The 19276-nt window shown below is 50.5% G+C and carries 20 protein-coding genes; 11 read left to right on the plus strand and 9 right to left on the minus strand.

The genetic code is table 11. From position 1 onward, the window contains the following. Positions 1 to 15: 15 nt before the first annotated feature. Positions 16 to 1335 (minus strand): omega-aminotransferase AptA, encoded by a 1320-nt coding sequence (gene aptA, locus HH301_RS00390; protein WP_169566059.1) that lies wholly within the window; start codon positions 1333 to 1335, stop codon positions 16 to 18. 156 nt (positions 1336 to 1491) lie between these two features. On the opposite strand from aptA, the gene HH301_RS00395 reads away from it, so the two are divergent. Continuing rightward, the gene (locus HH301_RS00395; protein ID WP_169566060.1) at positions 1492 to 2040 is read left to right on the plus strand and encodes a cupin domain-containing protein; all 549 of its coding nucleotides are present in this window, start codon (positions 1492 to 1494) and stop codon (positions 2038 to 2040) included. Between the two features lie 9 nt (positions 2041 to 2049). Here the strand turns inward: HH301_RS00395 and HH301_RS00400 are convergent, their stop codons facing one another. Both HH301_RS00400 and HH301_RS00405 read right to left on the minus strand, forming a co-directional pair. After that, positions 2050 to 3111 (minus strand): quinone-dependent dihydroorotate dehydrogenase, encoded by a 1062-nt coding sequence (locus tag HH301_RS00400; RefSeq protein ID WP_169566061.1) that lies wholly within the window; start codon positions 3109 to 3111, stop codon positions 2050 to 2052. Continuing rightward, complete coding sequence (locus HH301_RS00405) at positions 3111 to 3458, minus strand: DUF952 domain-containing protein (protein WP_169566062.1); 348 nt, start codon at positions 3456 to 3458, stop codon at positions 3111 to 3113. Before HH301_RS00405 ends, HH301_RS00400 begins: the two co-directional genes overlap by 1 nt. A 177-nt stretch (positions 3459 to 3635) precedes the next feature. Here HH301_RS00405 and HH301_RS00410 point away from each other — a divergent pair, with 177 nt between their 5' ends. Continuing rightward, positions 3636 to 4484 carry a branched-chain amino acid aminotransferase gene (locus HH301_RS00410; protein WP_169566063.1) on the plus strand — a complete coding sequence of 283 codons (849 nt, stop codon included), beginning with the start codon at positions 3636 to 3638 and terminating at the stop codon, positions 4482 to 4484. 74 nt (positions 4485 to 4558) lie between these two features. On the opposite strand, the gene HH301_RS00415 is transcribed toward HH301_RS00410, so the two are convergent. Continuing rightward, a complete protein-coding gene (locus tag HH301_RS00415; protein ID WP_169566064.1) occupies positions 4559 to 6148 on the minus strand; it encodes a lysine--tRNA ligase in 1590 nt (529 codons plus the stop codon). Positions 6149 to 6234: 86 nt separating this feature from the next. Here HH301_RS00415 and HH301_RS00420 point away from each other — a divergent pair, with 86 nt between their 5' ends. The 3 genes from HH301_RS00420 to HH301_RS00430 all read left to right on the plus strand — a co-directional run bounded on the left by HH301_RS00420 (position 6235) and on the right by HH301_RS00430 (position 10114). After that, entirely contained in the window at positions 6235 to 9024 is a 2790-nt protein-coding gene (locus HH301_RS00420) for an ATP-dependent DNA helicase (RefSeq protein ID WP_206378103.1), read from the plus strand. 47 nt (positions 9025 to 9071) lie between these two features. After that, positions 9072 to 9479: a tellurite resistance TerB family protein gene (locus HH301_RS00425; protein ID WP_169566065.1), complete on the plus strand. Its 408-nt coding sequence runs from the start codon at positions 9072 to 9074 to the stop codon at positions 9477 to 9479. Between the two features lie 83 nt (positions 9480 to 9562). Next, complete coding sequence (locus HH301_RS00430) at positions 9563 to 10114, plus strand: NAD(P)-binding domain-containing protein (protein WP_169566066.1); 552 nt, start codon at positions 9563 to 9565, stop codon at positions 10112 to 10114. Here HH301_RS00430 and HH301_RS00435 read toward each other — a convergent pair. Next, the gene (locus HH301_RS00435; protein WP_169566067.1) at positions 10111 to 10728 is read right to left on the minus strand and encodes an alpha/beta family hydrolase; all 618 of its coding nucleotides are present in this window, start codon (positions 10726 to 10728) and stop codon (positions 10111 to 10113) included. The two genes, HH301_RS00430 and HH301_RS00435, sit on opposite strands and share 4 nt — an antisense overlap. Before the next feature lie 84 nt (positions 10729 to 10812). On the opposite strand from HH301_RS00435, the gene HH301_RS00440 reads away from it, so the two are divergent. After that, positions 10813 to 11625, plus strand: a complete 813-nt coding sequence (locus HH301_RS00440) for a sterol desaturase family protein (protein WP_206378104.1) — start codon at positions 10813 to 10815, stop codon at positions 11623 to 11625. Here HH301_RS00440 and HH301_RS00445 read toward each other — a convergent pair. Next, complete coding sequence (locus HH301_RS00445; protein WP_169566068.1) at positions 11591 to 12544, minus strand: CHAD domain-containing protein; 954 nt, start codon at positions 12542 to 12544, stop codon at positions 11591 to 11593. The two genes, HH301_RS00440 and HH301_RS00445, sit on opposite strands and share 35 nt — an antisense overlap. Before the next feature lie 154 nt (positions 12545 to 12698). On the opposite strand from HH301_RS00445, the gene HH301_RS00450 reads away from it, so the two are divergent. After that, positions 12699 to 13538 carry an HTD2 family dehydratase gene (locus HH301_RS00450; RefSeq protein WP_169566069.1) on the plus strand — a complete coding sequence of 280 codons (840 nt, stop codon included), beginning with the start codon at positions 12699 to 12701 and terminating at the stop codon, positions 13536 to 13538. Between the two features lie 45 nt (positions 13539 to 13583). Here HH301_RS00450 and HH301_RS00455 read toward each other — a convergent pair whose 3' ends face one another. The 3 genes from HH301_RS00455 to HH301_RS00465 form a co-directional block, all read right to left on the minus strand. Further along, the gene (locus HH301_RS00455; protein ID WP_169566070.1) at positions 13584 to 14084 is read right to left on the minus strand and encodes a copper chaperone PCu(A)C; all 501 of its coding nucleotides are present in this window, start codon (positions 14082 to 14084) and stop codon (positions 13584 to 13586) included. A gap of 19 nt (positions 14085 to 14103) precedes the next feature. Next, the gene (locus HH301_RS00460) at positions 14104 to 14715 is read right to left on the minus strand and encodes an SCO family protein (protein ID WP_169566071.1); all 612 of its coding nucleotides are present in this window, start codon (positions 14713 to 14715) and stop codon (positions 14104 to 14106) included. Positions 14716 to 14803: 88 nt separating this feature from the next. After that, entirely contained in the window at positions 14804 to 15256 is a 453-nt protein-coding gene (locus HH301_RS00465) for a DUF2946 family protein (RefSeq protein ID WP_169566072.1), read from the minus strand. Positions 15257 to 15482: 226 nt separating this feature from the next. Here HH301_RS00465 and HH301_RS00470 point away from each other — a divergent pair, with 226 nt between their 5' ends. From HH301_RS00470 to HH301_RS00485, 4 genes are read left to right on the plus strand one after another with little or no spacing between them, the layout of a single operon-like run. Beyond that, positions 15483 to 16433, plus strand: coding sequence for an ABC transporter permease (locus tag HH301_RS00470; protein WP_169566073.1), 951 nt, complete (start codon positions 15483 to 15485; stop codon positions 16431 to 16433). Further along, positions 16430 to 17281 (plus strand): ABC transporter permease, encoded by an 852-nt coding sequence (locus tag HH301_RS00475; RefSeq protein WP_169566074.1) that lies wholly within the window; start codon positions 16430 to 16432, stop codon positions 17279 to 17281. The genes HH301_RS00470 and HH301_RS00475 overlap by 4 nt, the downstream gene beginning before the upstream one ends. 1 nt (position 17282) lies before the next feature. Then, complete coding sequence (locus HH301_RS00480; protein ID WP_169566075.1) at positions 17283 to 18278, plus strand: ABC transporter ATP-binding protein; 996 nt, start codon at positions 17283 to 17285, stop codon at positions 18276 to 18278. After that, the gene (locus HH301_RS00485) at positions 18275 to 19267 is read left to right on the plus strand and encodes an ABC transporter ATP-binding protein (RefSeq protein WP_169566076.1); all 993 of its coding nucleotides are present in this window, start codon (positions 18275 to 18277) and stop codon (positions 19265 to 19267) included. The genes HH301_RS00480 and HH301_RS00485 overlap by 4 nt, the downstream gene beginning before the upstream one ends. The last annotated feature ends 9 nt before the right edge of the window (positions 19268 to 19276 follow it).

The following is a 19276-nucleotide window of genomic DNA, read 5'->3' on the forward strand; positions in this document are numbered from 1 at the left end:
ATTCTAGAGGGGCCGTTAGGCCACCTCTTTCAATACAGTCCGAAGGGTGTCAAAGATCTGGTCGATATGTTCTTTCTCACAGATCAATGGGGGGGAGAGGGCAATGATGTCACCGGTCGTCCGGATCATCAGCCCTTTTTCATAGGCTTTCAGGAACGCTTCAAACGCCCGGGCGGTTGGCTTTCCTTCGATCGGTTGAAGTTCAATCGCACCGATCAGGCCAAGGTTCCGGATATCAATCACATTTGGACAATCCTTCAAGGAATGAACGGCATCTTCCCAATAAGGAGCCAGATCATTTGCCCGTTCAAACAAGCCCTCTTCCTGATAAATATCCAGAGTTGCCAAACCAGCCGCAGCAGCGACGGGATGACCAGAATAGGTAAAGCCGTGGAACAGTTCGATCATGTTCTCAGGGCCGGTCATGAAGGCATCATAGATGTCCTTTGAACATACAACGCCGCCCATTGGGATAGTGCCACTTGTCAGGCCTTTGGCCATGGTGATCATATCTGGTTTCACGTCAAAATAATCTGTTGCGAAGGCAGATCCCAAACGGCCGAAACCAGTAATCACTTCATCAAAAATCAGCAGAATACCGTGCTTGTCACAGATTTCCCGAAGGCGCTTCAGATATCCTTTTGGTGGCAAGATCACACCTGTTGATCCAGCAACTGGCTCTACAATGACTGCCGCGATGGTAGAGGCGTCATGCAAGGTAACAATGCGTTCGAGCTCATCAGCCAGTTCAGCACCATGTTCCGGGATCCCGCGGCTAAAGGCATTTTTCTCTGGCAAATGTGTGTGTGGCATATGGTCTACGCCGGTCAGCAAGGTACCAAAGGTTTTGCGGTTAGCGACGATACCTCCGACAGAAATCCCACCAAAACCAACACCGTGATACCCACGCTCGCGACCGATAAGACGGGTCCGGGCGCCATCACCTTTTGCCCGGTGATAAGCAAGCGCAATTTTAAGCGCTGTATCGACAGACTCTGAACCAGAGTTGGTAAAGAACACATGATCCAGACCATTTGGCATCATGGCAGAAATACGAGCGGCCAGTTCAAAGACTTTTGGATGACCCATCTGGAAGGCTGGCGCATAGTCCATCTCCCCGATTTGGGAGCTAACCGCGTTTACGATCTTGTCCCGGCCATGGCCAGCGTTACAGCACCAAAGACCTGCTGTCCCGTCGAGGATTTTCTGACCCTCAGAGTTGGTGTAATGCATGTCCTTTGCACTCACCAGCATACGCGGATTGGCCTTGAACTGCCGGTTTGCGGAAAACGGCATCCAGAATGCATCCAGATTATTTGCAATGTTTGTCGACATATTTGATCCCCATTAGATACTTTGAGAGGACGGTATCAAGATCAGGATACTCGACAAGTAAAAAATGAAGGTGGCTTTTTCCGCCTATTTCCGCTTTTCATTTTGATTTTAGTGTTTAGAATTTTAAACATCGCTTTCAGAATCAACGAGTATGTCATGGATATTGATATTGGTGCCCGCCTGCGGGCCTTGCGCGAAGAACACGGGTTTTCCCAAAGGGAACTGGCCAGCCGGGCCGGTGTGACCAACGGAACAATTTCCATGATTGAGCAAAACCGGACCAGCCCCTCTGTTGGCTCTTTAAAGAAAGTTTTGGATGGGTTTCCCATCGCCCTGTCTGAGTTTTTTGCCCATGATTTCTCATCCCGCCGGAAGATCTTTTTCGAACGGGAAGAATTGGCCCATATTTCAGAAGGCAAGATCGAATATTTGCAGGTTGGGCGGGATCTGACCGGCAAATCCCTGCAGGTGCTGCACGAAACCTATAAACCCGGCGCGGATACAGGTCGCAACATGCTCACCCATCAGGGAGAAGAGGCTGGCGTTGTGGTCAAAGGCAAGCTTGAGGTGACGGTCGGAGCCGAGAGGAAAGTCCTCAAAGCAGGCGATGCGTTTTATTTCGAAAGCCACCAACCCCACCGGTTCCGCTGCATCGGTGATGAGGAAACTGTTGTTGTCAGCGCCTGCACCCCACCAAGTTTCTAGAAGCGGCGCTTAGCTGTCTTTTCCAACTGCCTGTGAGACCGACTGGAACCCATCGGCTTTCAACAATTTGGCGAGACCCTTAGCGATTTCATTGGCAAGATAGGGACCGCGATAAACCATGGCGGAGTAAAACTGAATAAGAGATGCACCAGCCCGAATGCGCACATAAGCATCTTCAGCCGTTTCGATCCCGCCCACACCGACAATGGGAATTTCACCATCCGTCAGACGGTACATGTCTTTGACAACGCCGAGGGATAGCGCCTTTATGGGTCGGCCGCTTAAACCGCCAACCTCAGTCTTCTGATCACTTTTCAGGGTATCGGGACGAGTGATAGTGGTGTTGGTGGCAATCAAGCCATCCAGACGAACCGCTTTGGCAACAGCGGCAATATCCTCTTTATCCTCATCGGTTAGATCTGGTGCTATTTTTAGCAGGATCGGCTTTTTTTGATCTGCTGCATGCTCCAGCGAAGCCCGGGCCTCCATCACCCGGCCTAATAATTCCTCCAGCTCGCCCCGGCCCTGCAAAGCCCGAAGGCCTGGCGTATTCGGAGAGGAAATATTGACGGTCACATAATCTGCAAGCGGCGCCAGCGCCTTTAAGCCCGTGACATAATCAGCGATCCGATCTTCGCTATCCTTATTAGCCCCAAGATTGGCCCCGATAATTCCAGCGCGTCTTGGCGCACTGAAATTTTGGACAGCAACATCCAGCCCCTGATTGTTAAAGCCCAGACGATTAATCACACCCTTATCTTCTGTCAGGCGAAAAATTCGAGGCTTTGGATTTCCTGGCTGGGGACGCGGCGTCACGCTCCCCGCCTCCACAAATCCAAAACCGAGACCTAGAAGCGCATCCAGCACATCCCCGTTCTTGTCATAACCTGCGGAGAGGCCAATGGGATTAGCAAATTCAAGTCCAAACAGATTTGTTTTCAGAACAGGGTCAATCGCCGCTGGCTTTGTTGGCATGAAGCCAGACTTCAATGCCGCCAGTGAGAGATTATGGGCTTTCTCGGGATCCAGGGTGAACAGTAAACTTGAAAATGCCGAATAGAGACCGCCCATTAAAGTCCCTCCAATTGAGGGAAGATATGCAGCCCATCCGGCCCGAGGGGCAACGGCGTCACTGACGACACCAGTTCCGTTTTGAGGTCGGCGTAAAGATGTGGGAATAGAACTCCACCGCGGGCTTCCTCCCATTTGAGGTCAGATCCGAGCGCATCTGCATCCACTGCTATCAGAAGTAGCCCCTCAACACCCGCGCGATGCTTGGCAGCACTTTCGATAACGGTTTCAGCAGTTGAAAAATGAATAAAGCCATCGGCCTTGTCATTGGCAGTCCCAGCATATGAGCCTGATTTTACAGCTTCCTGCCAAGTGTCCTGATCCGCCATGTGAAAGATTGTGGTCATAATGCCCTCTACCCGGATTTTAAAAGCTGGGCGGAACTTAGCCGATCTGCAGGCAAAAGAACAGGGATCAGTGAAGCCGTCTCCTGATCGAGTGAAGGTGACTTGCGAAAGCCCATGATCTTCTGATAAGTCTAATGCTCCGAAATTTTATTTCACCCACATTTTAGGATTTTTGTTATGGCTGGTGTCTATTTTTATAACGGTGACTGGTATGATGAAAGCCCCCGTATTACCGGGCCTGGCGACCATGCTTTCTGGATGTCATCTTCTGTTTTTGACGGCGCCCGTTCATTTCAGGGAATGGCCCCTGACCTGGACCTTCATTGCGAACGCTTAGGACGTTCTGCTGAGGCACTGGGCATGAAGCCGACCATGGAAACTGGCGAAATTATTGAGCTTTGTGAAACGGCCATTAAAAAGCTGCCCAAAGAATCTGAGCTTTATATCCGGCCTATGTATTTCGCCCGTGGTGGCTTCATTGATCCGGATCCGGAAACTGCTGAATTTGTGCTGGCGGTTTATGACAGCCCAATGCCAGATGCCAAAGCCGGCTTCACTGCGCATTTCTCAGCGCTTCGCCGACCTGCCAACAATATGGCGCCAACCAATGCAAAAGCATCTTGCCTCTATCCGAACTCCGGCAGGGCAATTGCGGCTGCGCGAAAAGCTGGCTTTGATAACGCCATCATGATGGATGCGAATAATAACGTGGCAGAGTTTGCGACCTCCAACATCTGGATGGTGAAAGACGGCGTTGCCTTTACACCTGCCCCAACTGGCTGTTTCCTGGCCGGAATCACCCGTTCGCGGATCATCAAGCTGTGTAATGAAGCGGGGATTGAGGTGTCTGAAACCTTCTTGTCGCAAGATGATATCATGAACGCCGACGAAGTTTTCAACAGTGGTAACTATGGCAAGGTCATGCCAGTAACCCGTATTGGCGAGAAAGAATTCCAGCCAGGTCCCGTTGCCCGGAAACTGCGCGACATGTATATGGAATTTTCAAAAGCCAGCCAGATTTTCTAATCCGGCAAGCGCTTTATCCGAAAACAAAAAAGGCCGCAGATTTTGCGGCCTTTTTTATTGAAATCAGACGTCAGTTATTCTGCGCCGAGGTCTTCTCCGGCGAGGACCCGCTCGATCAGGGCAATGGTTTCTTCAACACCGTAGAGGGAGATGAAGGAGCCCATGCGCGGCCCTTGCGATTGACCGAGCAAGGTTTCATACAGTGCCTTGAACCAGTCCCGTAGGTTTTCAAACCCTTGATCGTTGCCGACCTTGAAGACCATATTTTGAATGTCTCCGGCAGGTGTGTGCTGATCCGCAGTTTTCAAAAGCTCCACCAATTGCTTCATAGCAGCGGTTTCCTGCTCGTTCGGTAGGCGGTATTTCTTCGCTGGCTTCACGAAATCCCGATAATAAGCAATGGCATAACCAACCAGCTGATCAAGCTCAGGATTATTTTCAGGTGTGGCCCCATCCGCATAGCGGGTAATGAAACCCCATAGAACGGATTTTTCGTCCGCGTTTACGACAGCAGCCAGGTTCAACAGCATACCAAAGGAAATCGGCATGTTGGCCACAGGTGGGTTGCCATTATGCAAATGCCAGACCGGATTTCCGAACTGCTGCTTTGGCTCCAGCGTTGGGAACTTCTGCAGGAAAGTATAGTACTCATCCACCGCTTTCGGGATCACATCGAAATGCAGCCGCTTCGCTTTCTTCGGGTTCTGGTACATATAAAGCGCCAGACTTTCCGGCGAGGCATAAGTCAGCCATTCCTCAATCGTGATACCGTTGCCTTTGGATTTGGAAATCTTTTTGCCTTCCGCATCCAGGAACAGTTCATAGTTGAAGCCTTCAGGTGGCTGCTTGCCGAGAATACGAACAATCTTGCTGGAAAGCGTCACGCTATCGATCAGGTCTTTACCAGCCATCTCATAGTCAACCTCCAGCGCGTGCCAGCGCATGGCCCAGTCAACCTTCCACTGCAATTTACAATGCCCACCTGTTACAGGAACGGTTATCTCCTCCCCTGTTTCTGGATCGTTATACGTCACAGTCGCTGCGTCCACATCGCGGGCAATGATCGGCACCTGCAAGACCTTGCCAGTGCGCGGGCAGACTGGCAGGAACGGCGAATAGGTTGCCTGACGTTCAGGGCCCAGCGTTGGCAGGATCACATTGATGACCTGATCATATTTTTCGAGGACCAGCTTTAGGGTCTCATCAAACTCACCGGATTTATAAGCTTCCGTTGAGGATTTAAACTCGTAGTCAAAACCGAACTGATCAAGAAACGCAATGAGGCGCGCATTATTATGTTCCCCAAAGCTGTTGTGGGTGCCGAAAGGATCTGGAACTGACGTCAGTGGTTTTTCCAGATTAGCTTGTAAAAGCTCCGGATTAGGAATGTTATCCGGTACTTTACGAAGCCCATCCATGTCGTCGGAGAAGGCAATTAGTTTCGTTGGAATATCTGAGAGCAGGGAAAAAGCATGCTGCACCCAAGAGGTCCTTGCAACCTCACCAAAGGTGCCCAGATGTGGCAGACCTGATGGACCGTAGCCGGTTTCAAACAGGACGTATCCCTTACTCGGTGCTTCCTTCGCATAGCGATCAACAAGCTTCTTCGCCTCGGCAAACGCCCAGGAGTTACTTGATAATGCGATTTCTGCATCCGATGACATTTTTACTCTCCATTAATTGTGGTCGGCGGAATTTAGGCGTACAAAGTGACAACGTCAACGATGACAAGCGGAATTAGGGCCCGGAAATGTCAGAAAACACCGAAGATATGGGAAATACGAGCAACGGCGGAGAAATTCGCCTGCCCGAAGCCCCTGTTCTGGTAATTGCTGGCAATAAAACAACCTGGCTCAGCACCGATGGGGAGATTGAAGAAGAATCAATCGAGGCAACGCGCCTTCGAATCCCCAATGAACCTCCGCTTCTGATCCACCGGCTTGCCGTTGCCCGCAAACTTGACCTCAACCCGTTTACCGCTTTTGACATTCTGGAATTATACGCTTTTGTCTGTCCGGCAGTTCCTTGCCTACCGACACCCCGAGGCCTTGCCCGCGCATTGGATCTGGAATTGCCTGTCTCGCTGGAAGATCAGGCCATGACCTTGTTTGAAGCCATGAACCTGCTACTGAGCAAATTGGCAAAACTTCCTGAAGCCGAAAGAAAAAGCGCAAGCCAGATTGCCATGACCATGGCGCGCGCCGGATGGAACTGGGGCCCAAGTGTTTTGGCCGCGCTGGGGATTGCCGATGGGGGCGGCCCCTACGGCGGACTGGATGTCTGGAAATCCTTGAAGGAATGGCCAGACTTTGCGCCTGATCCCCCGCCTGATGATATTTCTGTCAGTGAAATGGAAGCCCGGCATCGCCTTCGCGAGCTCTTACATATTGATGCAGAAGAACGGCCTCAACAATCCGATTTTGCCGCCGCTGTCGCCGGAGCCTTCGTCCCCAGAGACAGAGAAGATCAGCCTCATGTGGTTCTTGCAGAGGCGGGAACCGGCACGGGCAAGACGCTTGGCTATATTGCGCCGGCCAGTCTGTGGGCAGAGAAGAACGGCGCGGCAGTTTGGATCTCCACCTACACCAAAAACCTGCAACGGCAAATTGATGAGGAGCTAGACAGCCTGTTTCCGAATAAAGCAGAAAAAGAGGCCAAGACCGTCATCCGTAAAGGGCGTGAGAACTATGTCTGCCTTTTGAATTATGAGGAAGCCTTGCAAGGGGGTGCTGCCCGCCCACAAGATAAGATTATCCTTGGCATTATTGCAAGGTGGCTGATAGCAACCCGAGATGGGGATATTGGCGGTGACTTGCCCGGCTGGCTCATGGATCTGACAGGAAGCAGCCGCATTACCCGGCTTGCCGACCGGCGAGGTGAGTGTATCTATTCCGCCTGCAGTCACTACAAAAAATGCTTCATCGAAAAATCTACCCGCAAAGCAAAAAAAGCGGAAATCGTCATTGCCAACCATGCACTTGTGATGATCAACGCGGCCTCCCGTCCTGATGATCCACAGCTTCCCAAGCGACATGTCTTTGATGAGGGACATCACTTGTTTGATGCCGCGGACAGTGCCTTTGCAGCCCATCTGACAGGGATGGAAGGCGCTGAACTTCGCCGGTGGATATCTGGCAGCGATACAGCCCGAAAAGGTCGTATGCGGGGTTTGGAAAAACGGATCTCTGATTTGATCGGAGAGGATGAAGAGAACCTCAAGCATTTGCAAGATGCCATTCAGGCCTCCAGAGCGCTGACCAGTGAGGGGTGGCAGAAACGATTGGAAGATGGTTTGCCCAAGGGGCCAATGGAAAAGTTTCTGCTGCAGATCCGCCAGTTGGTGAAGGCCAGAACCCATACGCCCGATACCCCCTACTCCATAGAATGTCCGGCAACGGAATTTACGCCTGAGGCCTTGTCTGCTGCAGCGGAACTGGAAAAGGCCCTCGGGGATCTCGCAGATCCCTTGATGAAATTGGCAAAAGCACTTGTTAAACGGCTGGAAGATGATGCGGAAGACCTGGATAGTGCAAGCCGCCAACGCATTGAAGCTGCTGTGCAGGGCTTAAGCCGCAGAACAACTATGGTGATCCGCCCCTGGCAATCGATCCTCAAGGATTTGGAAGAGACGGCACCTGATAGTTTTGTTGACTGGCTCGGGATTGAGCGGATTGGCGGGCGAGATGCCGACCTTGGGTATTATCGCAGCTGGATTGACCCAACCAAACCATTTGCCGAAACGCTTTTAAAACCGTCTCATGGTGTCGTGATTACCTCCGCCACTTTACGCGATCAGTCAGAAGAGGATCTGGACTGGCAAAGTGCGGATTTACGCACAGGTGCCTCCCACCTGATCCTGCCACCCAAACGAACCCGGCTGACTTCGCCCTTTAATTTCAAAGAGCAGACACGGATCATCGTTGTGACCGATGTGCGCCGGGATCATATTCGGGAAGTTGCCAGCGCCTATCGGGAATTGTTCCTTGCTGCGAAAGGGGGTGCACTTGGTCTCTTCACAGCGATCTGGCGCCTTCGGGAGGTTTATAAAAACATCCTCGGGCCGCTCGCAGAGAATGGAATCGATCTTTATGCGCAGCATCAGGATGCTATGAACACAGCGACCCTGGTGGATATCTTCCGTGAAGAAGAAAACTCGGTTCTTCTGGGAACGGATGCGGTGCGCGACGGGGTTGATGTTCCCGGCCGCTCCCTTCGCCTGCTGGTCTTTGACCGGGTTCCCTGGCCTCGGCCGGATCTAAAGCATAAGGCCCGAAAAGCCGCTTTTGGGGGCAATCGCTATGATGACATGCTAACCCGGTTCAAACTGAAGCAGGCCTACGGAAGACTGTTGCGTCGGGAAAGTGATTTTGGTGTTTTCGTCATGCTGGACAGCATGATGCCAACGCGCCTAACCAGTGCGTTTCCACCAGATGTGCCCATCGAGCGGGTTGGTTTAAAAGATGCCATTGCACTGACACGCAACTTCATTGCAGAAAAAGAAAGTGAGCTGCAAAAAATTTCGTTGGATAAAGCAAGGTGATCCCCATATCCTTGTAGAAGCAATTGATTTTAGGAGATGAAGAAACAATGTCACTTACTCTGCATACAGCGCTGATTTCAACCATGGTTATGGTCTCGGCCTCAGACGGGGATATGACAGACAGTGAGTTCAATACAATCGGTGAGATTGTGAAAACACTTCCTATCTTCAAAGAATACGATCGCGAACATCTGCCTGACGATGCGGAAAGCAGCATGGAATTGCTCCGCGGTGAGGACAACCTTGCCAGCATGGTTTCCAAGATCCGGGCCGTTCTTCCGCGTAAACTTTATGACACAGCATATGCGTTAGCCTGTGATGTCGCCGTTTGTGACGGACAACTCAGTCAGGAGGAACTTCGCATGCTCGAAATCCTTCGCCATGGACTGGACGTTGACCGCCTAACAGCCGCGGCAATTGAACGGGGCGCAGCCATCCGCTTTACCCGGCTCTAAACCTCGGCGTTCAAATTACTGTAGCAACTACCATTTGTTTATAATATTATCCTAAATAATAAAAAACTAAATGGGGAGGAACTATGGATATACTCCGTGGATCAGTCGTTGGATTCATCGGGCTGGGGCCGCTTGGCAAAAACCTAGCCATCAAGACACGAAAAGCCGGGGCGGAAGTCTTTGCTTTTCAGGGTCTCTCTTCCGCACGGTATGAAGTTGCCAGGAATGGGATCAGCCTCTGCTCATCAGCAAAAGAAATCGTCAGCAAAGTTAAAGGTGACACCCTAGTGCTGGCCCTGACAAATGCAGAAGACCGCCGAGAAATCCTGGAAGGAGATGGCGCCCTCCTCTCACTTTTAGTTGAGGGAATGACCGTCATCGACGTGAGCCCAAATGCCGGGACAGAGGCAAAACAGCTTGCAAGTGAAGCGGCCAAGCGAGGTGTTCTCTGGGTTGACGCTGCCATGACGGGAGAAGATATTGCATCCGCCATTGATAGCCTAGAGATAGCAGCTGGCGGAACGAGTGAGGCCTTCAGGTCTGCGCGACCACTTCTCAATGTCCTGGGCCGCGAGGTTCTCCACAGCGGTGACAGCGGAACCGGAAAAACGCGACTGCTCGCCCCTACAAGTTAGGAGAGATCTGCGAAAAACGATTTTACAGCTTCAACGCCAGCCGCCCAGTTCTGCTCTTCAGTGTAGCCAGATTTTTTACGGGGCTTGAAGCTGTGATCTCCATCGGGGCACCAAAAATAGTGGATCTGATCATCTAGCACATAACCAGCTACAGTGTCTTTGGACCCCATACTATCCCGCTCTCCCTGGACAATCAGGGTTGGTGTCTGGATATCTTTAAGATGATCAATACGGGGTTTATCCTGTCGACCTGGCGCGTGAAACGGATAACCCAGACAAACCAATCCCTTAACCCTTTTCTCATCGGCAATCAGGGAGGCCATGCGCCCGCCCATTGATTTTCCACCAATAATCACGTGATCAGCAGGACCAAATCTCTCAATCATTTCAGACCAGCTTTCCAGCAATTTGGGCTGACGATCGGGTGGCCGCTTTTTACCATCCGCCCGCCGAGCTGCCATATACGGAAACTCAAAGCGAATGACATGCAGATCATCACTTGCCAGCTGCTCCGCAAAATAAGCCATAAAGGGACTATCCATAGGAGCGCCAGCTCCATGTGCCAGAATGAGTTTAGTGGATGCAGATTTATTTCCATTTTCAAGCAGGGTCATCTTGGGCCTTTTTGCTGACAAAGATTTGATCGCGAGTGATCATACATATCTATAGAATAGAAGTGGGTTACTGAGAAAGGTCCAATGGGCGATTTTATTATCCAGCATGAACCAACGGTTCGAATGAGCTTTTTTATTGGGACGTTACTCCTTGTGGCGCTGTGGGAATTTATACTGCCAGCGCGGGAATTGCGTGTCGCCAAGGGCTGGCGGTGGCTCAATAATTTAGGAATAACCTTCTTGAACTCTTTCCTGCTGAGGTTTGTCTTTCCGGTCTTGGCAGCCGGGTTTGCCGTTATCTGTGCTGAAAATGGCTGGGGTTTGCTTAATCAGATATCTCTCCCGGGCTTCCTCGAAATTTTGATCGCAATCGTGATCCAGGATCTGGTGATATATGGGCAGCATGTCCTTTTTCACTATGTCCCCATATTCTGGCGATTTCATAAAATGCATCATGCAGATCCCGATTATGACGTGACAACCGGTGCGCGGTTTCATCCCGTCGAAATTTGTCTTTCAATGGGATTAAAACTGCTGACCGTTTTCCTGCTAGGCCCCTCAGCCTTGGCGGTCATTCTGTTTGAGATTATCTTAAGTTCGATGGCTATGTTTAATCATGCCAATGCCAACCTGCAAACCGGACTTGACCGATTTGTAAGAGCGGTTGTCGTCACCCCTAACATGCACCGTGTCCATCATTCTGTCTTACCCAATGAACATCACCGGAATTTTGGCTTTAACCTGTCCTGTTGGGATCGTATTTTTGGAACGTACAAGGCGGCGCCGGAGAAGAGTTGGTCAGAAATGACGATCGGGCTACCCGCCTATCAGGGGAAACTGCGCCAGAATATCCTTTGGCTGATCACAATGCCTTTTCAAAAGGAACCGGAAGACTAACCAAATCCTTCGCCTTGATCTCAAAGGCTTTGAAATCCCCCCAAAGCCCTTCGTAGATCGCCATTTCGGTATCTGCCTGACGACCAAGATATTCCAGAAGTAGTGCATTCATATGTAAATAGCGGTGCATTTTCTTGGTCGAAACATCTGCGCAAATCTCGTTTAACAGCCGCGCGCCCACATGGACGTCATTAATATGACCAAGGCTATCTTGCATAGGAACAAGGATATCATAGCTTTGCTGAACCACTTTAGGCTTCAATCGGGAGGCAAAGAAACGAATATGATAGCGGCAGCGCTTTACATATTTTCGCAGCTCATGCAGATCCTCAACCGTATAGTCTTCAAGCTTTTCACCTTTGAGACGTAACTCCTGATGCCCCGCATCGAGTGTTTCAAGAATGAACTCATTTAAGTCTTGCATTGCAACCGCCCCGAAACGGGAAGCGAATGGGTCCTCACACCAATTTTCATAGTGCTTCATCAAAGATTTAAACCGCTTGGACTTCAGTTTTTTGCGCATCCGCTGAAATTCTTTGTCGCGGCGCTTTTCAATTCTTTTCCGCAAGTCCTTATAGTCATCCTCAAGCTCCGGGACAGGGCAACTATCCCCAAGGAGACCGTTTGACAGAACATCAAGATCCCTGGCTAGGCCCAAACGCTGTCCAAAATATTTGAACTCTTCCTTTAGAAGCTGAGCTGTTACTTGCGGAATGTAGTTCCGGAAGACTCGAAGCGCCACACGGATCCTTCGGGTGGCAATGCGGATTTGCATCAATGCATTGTCATCTTTGGCTTTGAGAAACAAGCGACAGTTATTCTGCAAATGCAGTAGATTTTCCATAAAGATCAACCGGGCAGCATCTTCAACAGAAGTCGCCGTAGAGATATCCAAATATGGTAACTTTTGTGGTTTCATTCGGTTTCAGCTTGGAAACTATCGCAAATTTTGTGGTTTCGTTTTGATATCTAGTCCTTATATCTACAAAATGATAATGTTGCGTTAAGGATTTACGGATTTTCCGCTCTGCTATATGATCTATATATCACACTAGATATAGTGGCTGGATGAAATGGCAAATACTAAAAACAAATTAACAGACTGGATCGGGAACGTTGAAAAGCGAACCGAACTCATTCATCAACAAGCGCTCGACGGGTTTGCGGCCCTAATGGACGAGGATGCAGCACCGTCCTCTTTTCTGCCTGCGGGCGGGCACTGGATGTTTTTCCTGCCAACGGACCGTCAGTCCAATCTGGCCCATGATGGACACGGAAAGAAGGGTGATTTTCTGCCCCCTGTAGATCTCCCCCGCCGCATGTGGGCTGGCGGCCGGCTCAAGTTTCAACGCCCTATAAAGGCAGGCGATACGATTGAAAAAATATCAACCGTCAAGTCTGTTGAAGAAAAAGAAGGACGCTCTGGCAATCTCGTCTTCGTAACGGTGGAGCATGAGCTGAATAAAGATGGAAACTGCTACATCCGAGAAGAGCATGACATCGTTTATCGCGAAGCAGCTCAGCCGGGAGAAACACCACCAACCCCTAAAATGGCCCCGATCGATGCGGACTGGGAACAGACAATTGTCCCAGACCCTGTCATGTTATTTCGCTATTCAGCCCTCACCTTCAACGGCCACCGCATTCATTATGATCGTGACTATGTGACATCGGTTGAGGGCTATCCAGGGTTGGTTGTTCATGGCCCTCTCATCGGAACACTGCTGATGAAACTGGCGATTGACAATATGGGCGGTAAAAGCCTCAAAACGTTTGAGTTTAGAAATTCCAGCCCGATCTTTGACACAGATCCGTTTCGGATCTGCGGGCGAAAACTAGACGACGATAGCTGCGAGGTATGGGCCACAGGCCCTGAAGGACAACTCGCCGTCAAGGCAACTGCGCAGTTTTAAGGGAGAAAAGGAGGCCGATAAGCCGGCCTCCCTCTCAAGATCATATTAGTTGGTATTCTTCTTCATGCCATGGCCATCATGCTTCATGTTGCCATGCCCCATGCCGCCCATAGCACCTGCAGCTTTGACAGTTGCCGTCACTTCAACGGTTCCAGCTTTTTCAAACTGAAGGGTAATCGGGAATGTCTTACCAACTTCCAGAGGGGCGCCTAGTCCCATCAACATCACATGGTAGCCACCGGGTTTTAATTCCAGTGTTTCACCAGCCTTAACTGTTATTCCGGCTGCCTGATGGATCATCTTCATCACGCCATCTTTCATTTCAGTGGCATGGATCTCTACCCGCGGGGCTACCGGTGAGCTTGCGGAAACAAGGCGATCGTCCAATTTTCCATGGTTATGGATCATCATAAATGCACCCGCGACTTTACCTTTACTCGCACGGGCCCAAACACCGTCAACCACTACACCATCCATGGCACTGGCTGCAGACAGACTTAAAAACATTGCCATGACGGCAATACCAAGAGTTTTAATCAGTTTCATTTTTTGAGGTCCTCAAAATCTAAAGAGTTTCTTTAATGGTTTTGACGATTTCCTCAGGCTGAGTTCCATAGGAGAAGACGGTTTGCAAACTGCCATCCCGGCCCATCAGGTAGGTGAAGGAGGTATGATCCACCAGATAGAAATCAGGATCTTTTTCCTTGTCCACTGCCTGACCATAGGCCCGGTAATGCTTTTTAACAGCCGCTATCTGCTCTTGTGTTCCTGTAAGGCCAATAATCGAAGGATGAAAGGCAGAAACATAGTCTTTCAAGACCTCTACAGTATCGCGCTCAGGATCCACAGTGATAAAGACGGGAGCAACATCCTTGCCCTGATCCCCCAACTGTTGCATAACCTGGGCCATGACGTTTAATTCAGTTGGGCACACATCCGGGCAAAATGTATATCCGAAAAAGACCAGCATCAATTTGCCTTTATAATCTTCGTCGGTTACCTGCTGCCCATCCTGATTTGTTAGGGTGAAAGGACCACCAATTTGCGGCGCACCTGCGATAATGCCAGAGCGCCCACCAGTTTTATCCCCAAACAATTCATTGGAGATAACAAAGACCGCGATCACGATCCCAACAACAACGAGCGCACCAACCACGTAGGCAAATATTTTATTCATCACGACACCTTAAGAACTTCAACCGAAGGAAATCGGTAATATCAAACTGGCAGCGACCCTCAGAAGAGAGTCTATGCCCTTTTCTTGATCACGAAGTTTTAAAAGGTGGTGCCCGGCTCTCTGGCCAGCGCCCCGGTTCCGTAACCTGATAGGTTTGATCCAGTCCAAAAACAGATACAAGTTCATTTAACTGGATTTTGTTTTGAACTTCCTTTGGAAACAGGAACAAAGCCAGACTTGGTGATAACCGGCAATCGGAACAATCAGCGCAAGCGTCGCAATGCTCATCGTGGCTGGAAGCGGGGGAACTGATCCCAAGCTCAGATAAGCTAACTCGCTCAACTCCACTGGAGGTACAAATTTCCAGATACCCATCTTCCGCCACCGCAGATGCTGTCGCATGGGTCACTGGAACCAGAAGGTTTAGGAAAATAGCGAAAACAGCAACAAGCGAATGGAAGCGATTGAAACGCTCCTTTCGGGAACGGCTTCGACCTTCTAGCAAAGGAAAACCGGATACGAATGCTGTCAAAATTTTCATGACCGCAACCTAATTCAAGGAACCCTGAACCGCAAGAAAATTTAACTTTTCAAGACCTTCGCCTTTTGGGTTTGCAAGGAGCGGTTTAAAATGATCTAATTTTATTTCGATGTCATTTGGCCGATTGGAGAATGATTGACTGCAAACAATATTCTCATTACATTGACGTCAAAATTGATAAGCCATTCATTTGGTCTGAGTATAAACAGGGATATATTTTAAAAGCATGAGCGTATTTCTTGCGAAACGGTTTCTCACGCTTATTGCGACATTAATCGGCGCTTCGGTTGTTATTTTTCTGGTAATGGAAATCTTACCGGGTGACCCGGCATTGGTTATTCTGGGAGTTGACGCCACGGACGAGGCCGTGCTGGCTCTGACCAAGGAGCTTGGTCTGGACAGACCTCCAGTAGAGCGGTATTTCGATTGGATCGGTGGCCTACTACAAGGCGAGCTTGGCAATAGCTATGCTTACAAGGTCCCTGTCTGGGAATTGGTGGAAGGCGCCTTGAAACTGACTGTCCCGCTGGCCATCATGTCAATGGTTCTGTCTGTGATTATCGCGCTGGTGATTGGGCTTTATGCGGCTGCCAACCATAACAAGGCGAGTGACGTCACCCTGATGGGTGTCAGTCAGCTGGGAATTTCAGTACCGAACTTTTGGCTGGCCGTCCTTCTGATCCTCTATTTCGCGGTGACTTTGAGATGGTTTCCACCTGGTGGTTTTCCCGGTTGGGACGAAGATGTTCTTGGATCAATCCACTCCCTCATTCTGCCCTCCGTTGCACTTGCAACTGTTCAGGGAGCCATCCTGGCGAGGATCACTCGCTCCTCCGTCCTTGAAGTTTTCCGTGAAGATTTTGTTCGCACGGCGCGGGCAAAGGGCCTCAGCCAACGGACTACCCTGTGGGTTCATGTCCTTCGGAATGCCCTGATTCCGGTCATAACCGTCATGGGTCTTCAGTTCGCCAACTTGCTTGCAGGTACGGTTGTTGTGGAGAATGTTTTTCATTTGCCGGGGCTGGGCTCCACCGTTTTGAAAGCCATCAATAACAGAGACACAATCGTCGTCGAAAATGTCGTCCTGCTGTTGGCAGCTATGGTTGTTGTTACGAATTTCGTGGTTGATATCCTCTATGCTGTTATTGACCCTCGCCTAAAGGCGCATGACATATGAGTAGTGTATCCTCTTCTCAATCCTTTCTGGCAAGATGCCTGAAAAGCCGCAGTTTTGTGCTGGGGGGAGCTATTACTCTCTCCCTGCTGACATGTGCGCTGATTTCCCTTTTCTGGACACCTGGAACGATCGACATCTCTATCAGCACACGGTTTTTGCCACCGTCAGCCGATTATTGGCTTGGGACTGACCAGTTCGGCCGTGACGTCGCATCCATGCTGATGACAGGCACCCAAAACTCCATCACAGTAGGCGTTGTAGCCGTCTCTATCGGCTTGTTTGCGGGTGTTTCCCTTGGTCTTTATGCGTCCGCAAAAAGAGGATGGACTGAAGAGTTAATCATGCGCTTCAGTGACTTTTCCTTTGCTTTTCCGGCTATTCTATCGGCCATCATGATCACCGCTATTTTGGGACCAGGTGGCGTCAACTCCATCATCGCAATCGGGATATATAATGTTCCTGTTTTTGCACGGCTGACCCGCGGATCGGCCAATGCGATTTGGGCAAGGGAATATGTCATGGCAGCCCGCGCGGCCGGTAAGGGCAAGTTCCGAATTACCATTGAACATGTTCTGCCTAACATTCTTTCCATCCTGATCGTGCAGGCGACCATTCAGTTTGCAATCGCGATCCTGGCAGAGGCCGCCCTTTCCTATCTGGGGCTTGGCACACAACCGCCGTTCCCATCCTGGGGCAGAATGCTGAACGAAGCACAGACCCTGATGTTCCTGCAGCCGATGCAGGCTGTATATCCAGGTGCGGCAATTGCGCTTGCCGTATTTGGACTTAATCTTCTTGGGGATGGTCTGCGAGATGTTCTTGACCCACGCCTGAGCAGGAAACGGTGACATGAGTTTATTAACCGTCAAAGATTTAAACGTTGATCTGCAAACGGCAATGGGACCCGCCAGAGCCGTTCGGAGCCTGAACTTCTCCCTGGAGAGAGGTGAGACCCTTGGCATTGTTGGTGAAAGTGGCTGCGGAAAATCCATGACAGCCCTCGCCCTAATGGGATTGCTGCCTGAAAATGGAACGGCCCGCGGCGAGATCCTGCTCGGTGGGGAGAATCTGCTGACAAAGAGCGAAAAGGAAATGTGCACCATTCGGGGAAACCGTATGGCGATGATTTTCCAGGAACCCATGACGTCGCTGAACCCGGTTCACACGGTTGGCAGACAAATTATGGAACCCTTGCGCCTGCATAAAGGTATGTCGAAAACAGAAGCCTTTGACGAAGCCGTGAGATTGCTGGACCGAGTTGGTATTCCCAACCCATCAGAGCGGGTTCACAACTACCCCCACCAGCTTTCTGGGGGGCAAAGACAACGGGTCATGATTGCGCTTGCCCTCTCTTGCGGACCTGATGTGCTGATTGCGGATGAACCGACAACGGCCCTCGACGTTACCATTCAGGATCAAATTCTGGAACTGATCCAAAATCTGGTTGAAGAAGAAGGGATGGCGCTTATCCTGATTTCCCATGATTTGGGTGTGATCGCTGAGAACACCCAGAAAGTCATGGTGATGTATGGTGGAACATCTGTTGAAACTGGACAAACAGACCAGCTGTTTGAAGAATTGACACATCCCTATACGCAAGGTTTGTTTGCGGCGATGCCCAAGGTTGGCATGGGTCGAAATGGTCGCCTGATTACAATTCCGGGTACGGTTCCAGACCTGATTAACCTGCCAAAGGGTTGCACCTTTACAGATCGCTGCCCGCTTGCAAGCGAGACTTGCCGCAACACAGTTCCCGGCAATCAGGAAATGAGTACCGACCATGAAGTCGCCTGTCATCATCTGAAGGAAGCAATCGCAGCGCGCGGAGAAGGACTTTATAAATGAGTAAAACCGTTCTTAAAGTCACTGATCTCGTCCGCCATTACCCTTTGCCCAAGGAAAGCCTGTTTGCAAAGCCGCGCTATGTTTATGCGCTGAACGGGGTCAGCTTTGAAATCAAGGAAGGCAAAAGCTTTGGCATCGTTGGTGAGAGTGGCTGCGGAAAATCCACGCTGGCCCGGAACGTCATGGCACTGGAGCCTACAGATAGCGGCTCTGTCGTCATTCAGGGTGAAGAAGTCGTTGGCAAAAGCTTTGCCGAACTTCGCCCTCACAGACAGCATTTTCAGATGGTTTTTCAGGATCCATATGGATCACTGGACCCACACCACACTGTAGGACGCATCGTTGCTGAGCCTCTTACAGCGATTGATAACCTTTCCACTTCAGAAAAAGAAGAACGGGTTCGGGAAGTTTTATCGTCAGTTGGCCTGAAACCAACTGATGTTGAAAAATATCCCCATGAATTTTCAGGGGGCCAGCGCCAGCGCATTGCGATTGCCCGCGCCCTCATTACCCGACCCTCCCTGATCGTTGCAGATGAACCTGTATCCGCGCTTGATGTGTCAGTCCAGGCCCAGGTCCTGAACCTGCTTCGGGATTTGCAGGACAGCCACGGCGTGACCTATATGTTTATCAGTCACGATTTGGCCGTGGTTGAATATCTCTGCGATGAAGTGGCCGTAATGTATCTGGGCTCGATCGTCGAAAAAGGAAAAACCGAGGACCTTTTTGCAAGACCGGCTCATCCATATACCCGCATCCTGCTGGATGCCGTCCCGCGCCCAGCCTCTGGCAAGAAGCGGGAGAGGATCCGGCTTTCCGGCTCCGTCACCGGACAAACCGAAAAACGCGCCGGCTGTGCGTTTCAGGATCGCTGCCCGATGGTTCAGGACAAATGCCGAAGCGAGGCCCCTGCCCTTCGCCAAGTCGAAAGCGAACATCTCGCCGCCTGTCATTTTTCAGAAGACCTAATTGCCAAAGCCAACGGTTAGAAGCTGAGG

This window comes from Sneathiella limimaris (assembly GCF_012932565.1).
GTDB classification, from domain to species: Bacteria; Pseudomonadota; Alphaproteobacteria; order Sneathiellales; family Sneathiellaceae; genus Sneathiella; species Sneathiella limimaris.

Excerpts from the sequence above, each read along its gene's own strand:
- HH301_RS00450 (WP_169566069.1), top strand. The coding sequence starts at position 12,699 with ATGGCAAATACTAAAAACAAATTAACAGACTGGATCGGGAACGTTGAA.
- HH301_RS00395 (WP_169566060.1), top strand. The coding sequence starts at position 1,492 with ATGGATATTGATATTGGTGCCCGCCTGCGGGCCTTGCGCGAAGAACAC.
- HH301_RS00485 (WP_169566076.1), top strand. The coding sequence starts at position 18,275 with ATGAGTAAAACCGTTCTTAAAGTCACTGATCTCGTCCGCCATTACCCT.
- HH301_RS00405 (WP_169566062.1), bottom strand. The coding sequence starts at position 3,458 with ATGACCACAATCTTTCACATGGCGGATCAGGACACTTGGCAGGAAGCT.
- HH301_RS00470 (WP_169566073.1), top strand. The coding sequence starts at position 15,483 with ATGAGCGTATTTCTTGCGAAACGGTTTCTCACGCTTATTGCGACATTA.
- HH301_RS00455 (WP_169566070.1), bottom strand. The coding sequence starts at position 14,084 with ATGAAACTGATTAAAACTCTTGGTATTGCCGTCATGGCAATGTTTTTA.
- aptA (WP_169566059.1), bottom strand. The coding sequence starts at position 1,335 with ATGTCGACAAACATTGCAAATAATCTGGATGCATTCTGGATGCCGTTT.
- HH301_RS00440 (WP_206378104.1), top strand. The coding sequence starts at position 10,813 with ATGGGCGATTTTATTATCCAGCATGAACCAACGGTTCGAATGAGCTTT.
- HH301_RS00445 (WP_169566068.1), bottom strand. The coding sequence starts at position 12,544 with ATGAAACCACAAAAGTTACCATATTTGGATATCTCTACGGCGACTTCT.
- HH301_RS00430 (WP_169566066.1), top strand. The coding sequence starts at position 9,563 with ATGGATATACTCCGTGGATCAGTCGTTGGATTCATCGGGCTGGGGCCG.
- HH301_RS00425 (WP_169566065.1), top strand. The coding sequence starts at position 9,072 with ATGTCACTTACTCTGCATACAGCGCTGATTTCAACCATGGTTATGGTC.
- HH301_RS00400 (WP_169566061.1), bottom strand. The coding sequence starts at position 3,111 with ATGGGCGGTCTCTATTCGGCATTTTCAAGTTTACTGTTCACCCTGGAT.
- HH301_RS00460 (WP_169566071.1), bottom strand. The coding sequence starts at position 14,715 with ATGAATAAAATATTTGCCTACGTGGTTGGTGCGCTCGTTGTTGTTGGG.
- HH301_RS00420 (WP_206378103.1), top strand. The coding sequence starts at position 6,235 with ATGTCAGAAAACACCGAAGATATGGGAAATACGAGCAACGGCGGAGAA.
- HH301_RS00410 (WP_169566063.1), top strand. The coding sequence starts at position 3,636 with ATGGCTGGTGTCTATTTTTATAACGGTGACTGGTATGATGAAAGCCCC.
- HH301_RS00415 (WP_169566064.1), bottom strand. The coding sequence starts at position 6,148 with ATGTCATCGGATGCAGAAATCGCATTATCAAGTAACTCCTGGGCGTTT.
- HH301_RS00435 (WP_169566067.1), bottom strand. The coding sequence starts at position 10,728 with ATGACCCTGCTTGAAAATGGAAATAAATCTGCATCCACTAAACTCATT.
- HH301_RS00475 (WP_169566074.1), top strand. The coding sequence starts at position 16,430 with ATGAGTAGTGTATCCTCTTCTCAATCCTTTCTGGCAAGATGCCTGAAA.
- HH301_RS00465 (WP_169566072.1), bottom strand. The coding sequence starts at position 15,256 with ATGAAAATTTTGACAGCATTCGTATCCGGTTTTCCTTTGCTAGAAGGT.
- HH301_RS00480 (WP_169566075.1), top strand. The coding sequence starts at position 17,283 with ATGAGTTTATTAACCGTCAAAGATTTAAACGTTGATCTGCAAACGGCA.